Origin of the sequence: Paenibacillus thermotolerans (genome assembly GCF_028745515.1) — a bacterium.
Taxonomy (GTDB): Bacteria; Bacillota; Bacilli; order Paenibacillales; family YIM-B00363; genus Paenibacillus_AE; species Paenibacillus_AE thermotolerans.
On sequence record NZ_JAQZSG010000070.1, the window covers coordinates 1 to 7,025 of the forward strand.

Below are 7,025 nucleotides of genomic sequence, written 5' to 3' on the forward strand. Positions count from 1 at the left end.
CCGATGGATAGCCCTACCGCCTTACACAAACTTCTTGACGCTCCCTAAAATCGTCTTAAAATTTGCTTCCTAGTTAATGTCAGTTATCTAGTTACTATTTCATTTCAACTTTGGTATGTAATAAATAACTGGGAAATGATAAATATATAAAATCGTTTGTTCTAGTTGGGGTGCAATAAATGATTAAGCTAACGTGTACGAGTGTGCGGCGATGGAACCGACCCACCGCATTTTTGCGTTTCTGGAGTTCTAACGGATAATAGAGCAAAGCGAGAGAATCGATCTATCGCTTTTTATAATGTTGTTGGCGAGCTGCACGCTCAACAAACGGACAGATTAAACCAAAAAGAGGAAAACAAACTTCGTTGGATAATCCAACTATTCAAATAGGTTGTCAAGATCTAGCGATGGAAGCGATCCATCGCTTTTNACAGATTAAACCAAAAAGAGGAAAACAAACTTCGTTGGATAATCCAACTATTCAAATAGGTTGTCAAGATCTAGCGATGGAAGCGATCCATCGCTTTTTTCTGTTGCTGCATATGTTCGCTCAAATATCGGGCAGATTACTCTAATACCTAGCAAATGCTATTCATTAGAAACTGGTGATCGAAAAGCAGAGGTCCACTAATTTCACTTAAAAGTCTGTAATCCATCTTATCCCAGCCTGAGCTAACTTTCATATCTGCAGAAAATACTGGACTTATCGTTCCGAAAAAAATTATACTGTACTTACGGAAACGGAGGGAGAACCATGGGACGCTACAAAGAGTTTGATAAAGAAGCGGTGCTTCATAAAGCGATGCTCGTTTTTTGGAAGAAGGGCTACGAAGCGGCAAGCATTCCCGATTTGCTGGAAGCTATGGATCTTAGCAGATCAAGTCTGTACGAAACGTTCGGGGACAAACAAACGCTTTATATCGAGGCGATCAACTGGTACAAGAAGTGGAAGCAAGCCAAACGGGACATCCTCGTCAATGCGACATCCGCAAAATCGGGAATCCGGCAGTACTTCGAGATACACATCGATTCCGCCTTGGACGGCGAGTCGCCGAAGGGCTGTCTCATTACTAATGCAGCAGTCGGCATGGATTCGCCAGATGAGCAACTGAATGCGTTGATCAGGGATCGGTTTGACGAGTTGGAGAAATCCTTCTACGAACTGCTGCGCAAAGGTCAGGAGACGGGAGAAATCATGCCTGAGAAAGATATCAAGACTTTATCTTATCTGCTCTCAAACCTGAATCATAGTATAAATATCGTTGCGAAGGTGCAGGGTGACCGCAGCAAGATGCAGCAGATGTTAGACATGGTGATGGAAATGCTATAAAACTTTTTTTTGCACATTCCGGAACGATTGTTCCAGAAAATTTCTGGTGAACAAAGGGGACCTTCTATGCATTCAGCTTCCATTCCAACGGAAAAATCGGTTTCGCCATCGCTGATTTTTATCCTGGCAGCCGCTTGCGGTATCATAGCGGCAAATCTTTATTATGCTCAACCATTGATAGGCTCGATCGGTTCGACCATCGGGCTCTCCTCCGGGGCTGCCGCACTCATCGTTACGTTGACTCAAGTCGGCTACGGGATCGGCTTGTTATTTATCGTACCGTTGGGAGACATCCTGGAAAATCGTAAGTTGATCCTTTCATCATTGCTTCTTACAGCCGCTGTTTTGACAATTGCCGCTGTAATCAAAAGCGCTATCCTGTTCCTCACCGCTTCACTCGTGATCGGAGCAGGTTCCGTAGCAGCACAAATCCTTGTGCCGTACGCGGCTCATCTTTCGCCTGAAGCCGTGCGCGGTCGCAATGTGGGCAACGTCATGAGCGGACTGCTTCTGGGGATTATGCTCGCGCGTCCTATTTCAAGCTTGGTGGCGGAGTATTTGGGCTGGCGCGCCATATATTTCATCTCCGCGGCATTGATTTTCGGGCTGGCTCTTGTATTGGCAAAGGCACTACCCTCAAGGAAGCCTTCGACCGTTACAGCTTACCCGGCGCTGCTGCACTCCATGCTGCATCTGCTGAAGGCGACACCGGCATTGCGCCGGAGGGCAATTTATCATGCTTGTGTATTCGGAACGTTCAGTTTGTTTTGGACTACAGTTCCGTTGGTATTGACAAGTCCGCCGTTCCTTTTCACTCAGAAGGAGGTCGCTCTGTTCGCATTAGTCGGGGTAATGGGGGCAATTGTAGCGCCAGCGGCGGGCCGTATGGCAGACCGTGGATGGGTTCGCCCGGCTACGGGATGGGCATTGGTCATCGTCATCTTTTCCGGGCTGCTTCCCTTGCTGGTTCCATCAAGTTCTGCACTCGCAGTCCCCATCCTCGTAGTTGCGGCGATTTTACTTGACATGGGGGTTTCCGCCAACATGGTTCTCGGGCAGCGGGTGATTTTCTCTTTAGGAGCGGAATTTCGCAGTAGGCTTAACGGTTTGTATATGGCCATTTTCTTTTTAGGGGGCGCTATCGGCTCAGCGGCAGGGGGATGGGCTTACGCAACGGGGGGCTGGGAGGCGGCACTGCTGATCGGAATCGCCTTACCGGCCATCGCCATGGCGTATTATGCGACGGAGTTTTCGAGATTTAGGAAGGAAAATCTCATTGATTGAGGTGCACAGTTGAGTAATCCACACGTTCTAAGCTAACGGAGAACAAGAGCTTGTAAGCAACAAGGACGAGGCCGCCGTTCGATCGGTGGCTTCAATACGTTAACGGGCAGAATAACGCAACTTCCAAGTTTTGGGGACGTAAAGTAAACATAACAGGACATAACTCGAAAGGGTGATACTAATTAGAAATACAACGATTTTGATTTCTTTATTGGCCTTAGTAATTATTTATTTAACCGGGTTTGTACATGAAATCGCCAAATTAAAATTCGAAATCATGGCCCCTTCATGGATGTTGTACTGGGTGTTATTAAAAGGCCTTTATTTGCTTCTTGGAGTAGTGATTGAAGGAAATAGTGTTATTGTTTTATTCAAACACCGTTTAATTAAGATGAATTGGATATTATTAGGAATATTCTTAATATTGCTTACATTATCGTTTTTTCCAGCAGATCTGACAATAGTGTTTGGACCACATCCCTTGCTCAATGCCTTTTCCCGAATAGAAGTAGTTACAGCTTTAAACATTTTGGCTGGTATTTTTTTAGTCCGATCTTTTGTTGATTTGAATAATGATCGCGTTGTTTAAAAAAACCTTGATAGCGCTAACGGGTAACAAGAGCGCTGCGGTGGATCCGATCCACCACTTTTCTGCATTCTCAGTGGAACGCTCAACTCAAGGGCAGCATAGTTCAATAAAAGGAGTGTTTACGCAACCCATATTATCCCATTTCGATAACTTAAGGAGACTTTGCTGAAGCGGTTAACTCGTATGGGGATGCCGCCGTTTGTTAATGTGCTCTCATGGACAGTGATTGTGTTCCTGTGTATTTGGACTGCAACCAAAAACCCTTATTATTTTTGGAAAGTTACTCAGAGTTCATACTGAGCAGAATCTGGTCGGGGATATTTGCTCTTATAGGATTAACATTACTATTAGCCCCTTTGTTCCGCTAACGGTGATAAGCATTGAAACCGACTCATTGCCTATTTGCATACCGCTGAACTAGAGGGCAGATTTGCGTAGTACGGCTTGGAAGAAAAACTATAAGGGAGACGGGTCATTTGGTTAATAATAAGGGGGTCGCTATTTTAATTATGATATGGATTACAGTTTTATCAATATGGGCAGTTAACAGTTTGACATCAATTCTTAGCAATCTATATTCAGTCAACGTATCTGGAATACCATATCATCCGATAGAAGAACCAATTTCCACGGTGCGAATTGATGAAAACACTGTCTGGATTATTAATGCTAACAACAGCAATTACATAAAGGTTATCACGCAAGATGAAGATGGCTTCAAAATTACAGAATACGAAATGCAGTTTCAAGAACGCCAAGCATTATGGATTTCGCTATTAGATTACTTATGTGCTGGAGTTGCTTTTTGCAGCTCCTTTTTTGTTCATTGAAGTAACGGGCAGATTAGCGCAACTACCTAATCTTTGGAAACGTATATAGATAGGGAATGATCGGGGAATTATCGTGTTATGAATTAATCAGTGTAGTATCAATTTAAAGGGGAATTGTCACATGAAAAGCAGTATAAGTATCGTTATTGGTGCACTAATAATCGGAACTTCGATTGTTATAGCAAGTTTTGTTACGAGTAGTAATGAACCATTTAAAGAAGTTTATTCTAATGAGGTAAGCAACAACCAAGGCAGTGTACTTATGACAATTGAAGAGACCGCTCGATATCTAAATATAAGTGAAGAAGAAATACTGACAATTATTAATTCAGAGAAGAAGAAACTAGAAAGTACGGGTTCCTTTAGTGGTGAGATGTTTCCCTATTTCACTTTGAACAAAAAGATTTACATTAGTCGTGATGCAATTTTTAATTGGCTGAAAGATGTTAGTAGTCAAAAAAGGGAGTATTTTGTTAACGGAGATATATTAAACTGATGTTTGTCTGATTTGCATTACGCTAACAGGGTACGAATGTTAAAACGTGCGTTAAAATAAGGAAAACATGAAGGTAGGTAAACTACATATGTCGGAAGATTTTTATTGCGAAGAGGTACTAAGTGGACGAACATCTGTAAAGAAGGTATTTGAAACCGATAATGTACTCGCCTACCATCATACACGTCCATTCTATCCAGTACATATTGTGGCAATTCCGAAAAGACATATTCCATCATTAATTACTTTAGAAGATGGGGATAATGCCCTGTTAATTGAGCTTTTGGATGTTGTAAAGAAGGTAGCTTCCCAGATCGTTTCAGAACATGGTGCTTGCAGAGTAATAACAAACTTAGGGAAATATCAAGATTCAAAACATCTTCATTTTCATGTGGTTTTTGGTCAACCTTTGAACAAGAACTGAGACTAAGCTATGGTGCAAGAGCGAGCGATAAAGACGATCCATCGCATTTCGACAGAGATTAGAAGATCTCGATTCTAGGATGGACCAACTTCTCGCTCAAATTCCTGGGGTTGAGCAGATGCTGGCGATCCAAGGGATTGGGAGAGATACGATCTCAGGCTTTTTTGCAGAGGGAGGGGGATTTAAGCAAGTATTCCCACCCAAGGCAGATCATGAAGCTTGCGGGGCTCAACCTTAAGGAGAGCTCATCGAGTACACATGAAGAGAGGTAGGAAGAAACTTAGGGCTCTTCTCTTCAGGGTACTCATGCCGTTAGTCGCTAAAAACGCTGCATTCAAAGCGCTGCATCAGTATTAGACGCAGCGCAAGGATAATCCGTTAAAGAAGATGCAATCGTTAATTACGCTATGTAACAAGCTAATTCGAATCCTATTTGCCATGGGGAAAAACAATGTCAGTTTAGCGAAGAAAAGAGGTTGAGCGATATTCAACACATGGGTGTAACTTCCTTTGCAAGCGCTGCTTAGTTTTTCCACTACGGGCAATGACCCTGTCGGGCAGCATCATCGACATCCACCTCATGGAAAGGTTGAACGAAGGAATTTGGAAGCGATGACTCTTTGAGAAATGGGAGGGTTGACCTCCATGAGAAGATGTGGAGATCCATTGAGTGCGACCTTATATATTGATCATTCACCATTTTCTGGATTACGTTGGTTATTGGGGGTTAAGCTTTTCTAGCCCTAGAAACCAAAAATCCCCTTCAAAACGTTTTTGTTCCTGTGAGGCTGTGTCTATCTAAGAATTGATACGAAATGAAACCTTCTAATTCATAACAAATATGAAACATTGCTTGACCTTGGAGTTACCCGAGGGTTTATCATGGTCAATGTCGGAGGAACATATTGGAAGGGGGGATTTGGTGTATACCATTGGCGAAATATCGAAAATCGTTAAAACATCAGTGGATGCACTAAGGTATTATGACGAAATTAGCTTGCTAAAGCCCGTACACGTTGAAGAGAGTAACCGATACAGGTACTATTCAAAAGAACAAGTTAGCCAACTATTATTAAGAATTGAACTTAAGCAATATGGGTTCAGCTTAGACGCCATCAGAGAACTACTACATAATGGAGCGTATTTGGACAGACAGCGTTTAAAACTAGCCTTTAGTGCAAGGCTTCAACAACTTGAGATTGAAAAAAACGCTCTTGAGAAGACAGTCGCTTCTGTTAATCGAAGAATAGATGAGATAGAAAGAGATGAAAAGGGAATGAGTACCAAGAAGATTTTGGTAGTTGATGATGTACCCTTTATGCGACAAATTCTGAGTGAAATCTTAGAAAAGCATGGTTATCTCGTTGTGAAGGTGGAGAATGGTCAACAAGCTGTTGACAAGTTTGCTTATGAAAAACCAGACATTGTTATCATGGATATTAATATGCCTATAATGGACGGCATAACTGCAACGAAAAAAATAAAGGAGATCGACAAAGACGCTAAGATATTGGCTTTATCCGCTAAAGGCTTCTTGCCTGTAATTTTTGATATACTTGAACAAGGAGCGAGAGACTTTGTAGTAAAACCATTCCAAGAAGAAACCATTCTTGATGCATTAATTAGGATATACGATGGAAATGTTACTTTTAACAAACAAATATTCCAAGCAATAAAAGAAGAATTCGGAGAAGACAACACAAATAAAGAAGCATTGTCACAAGAAATGATTTCAAAAGTGCTTCAACTTTGCACTCTGGAGTATGACGAACGCACTCGTGAAGAAATAAAAGAGATCATGCAATATCAGTCCTAAATAACGAACCCCTATTCTAACGAATGGGGTTTTGCTCCACTAACGGGTACGATAGATCAATAAACCGCCTTTTCAACCAGGGCGGTTTTCTTATGGTCAAACCAAAAGTGCGGCAGATCCTTTCCGAGTGATTAATGAACTTCAAGAGCAAAAGCCTAGAGACGGACTGGTTTGCCCGCATTGCCATAGCCATACCACGTTCGTTAGTCACCTGTAGCCGTCAAGTAAAATTGAACACTTTTTGCTGATTAATTTT

Annotated in this window: 6 protein-coding genes and 3 pseudogenes; all 9 read left to right on the forward strand. The window is 42.2% G+C overall.

Going from position 1 to position 7,025, the window contains the following annotated elements:
• The first annotated feature begins 754 nt into the window (after positions 1-754).
• Positions 755-1,330 carry a TetR/AcrR family transcriptional regulator gene (locus PT964_RS26000; protein WP_274366270.1) on the forward strand — a complete coding sequence of 192 codons (576 nt, stop codon included), beginning with the start codon at positions 755-757 and terminating at the stop codon, positions 1,328-1,330.
• Positions 1,331-1,396: 66 nt separating this feature from the next.
• Positions 1,397-2,614 carry an MFS transporter gene (locus PT964_RS26005; RefSeq protein WP_274366271.1) on the forward strand — a complete coding sequence of 406 codons (1,218 nt, stop codon included), beginning with the start codon at positions 1,397-1,399 and terminating at the stop codon, positions 2,612-2,614.
• Positions 2,615-2,786: 172 nt separating this feature from the next.
• A complete protein-coding gene (locus tag PT964_RS26010; RefSeq protein WP_274366272.1) occupies positions 2,787-3,203 on the forward strand; it encodes a hypothetical protein in 417 nt (138 codons plus the stop codon).
• Between the two features lie 476 nt (positions 3,204-3,679).
• Positions 3,680-4,033: a hypothetical protein gene (locus tag PT964_RS26015; RefSeq protein WP_274366273.1), complete on the forward strand. Its 354-nt coding sequence runs from the start codon at positions 3,680-3,682 to the stop codon at positions 4,031-4,033.
• A 121-nt stretch (positions 4,034-4,154) separates the two neighbouring features.
• Positions 4,155-4,529 (forward strand): helix-turn-helix domain-containing protein, encoded by a 375-nt coding sequence (locus PT964_RS26020; RefSeq protein WP_274366274.1) that lies wholly within the window; start codon positions 4,155-4,157, stop codon positions 4,527-4,529.
• Between the two features lie 88 nt (positions 4,530-4,617).
• Positions 4,618-4,953, forward strand: coding sequence for an HIT domain-containing protein (locus tag PT964_RS26025; RefSeq protein ID WP_274366275.1), 336 nt, complete (start codon positions 4,618-4,620; stop codon positions 4,951-4,953).
• A 55-nt stretch (positions 4,954-5,008) separates the two neighbouring features.
• Positions 5,009-5,480 (forward strand): annotated as a pseudogene (locus PT964_RS26030) (transposase); the annotation flags it as partial.
• A 362-nt stretch (positions 5,481-5,842) separates the two neighbouring features.
• Positions 5,843-6,073: pseudogene (locus PT964_RS26645) on the forward strand (MerR family transcriptional regulator); the annotation flags it as partial.
• A gap of 156 nt (positions 6,074-6,229) precedes the next feature.
• Positions 6,230-6,574, forward strand: a pseudogene (locus PT964_RS26650) (response regulator); the annotation flags it as partial.
• Between the last annotated feature and the right edge of the window lie 451 nt (positions 6,575-7,025).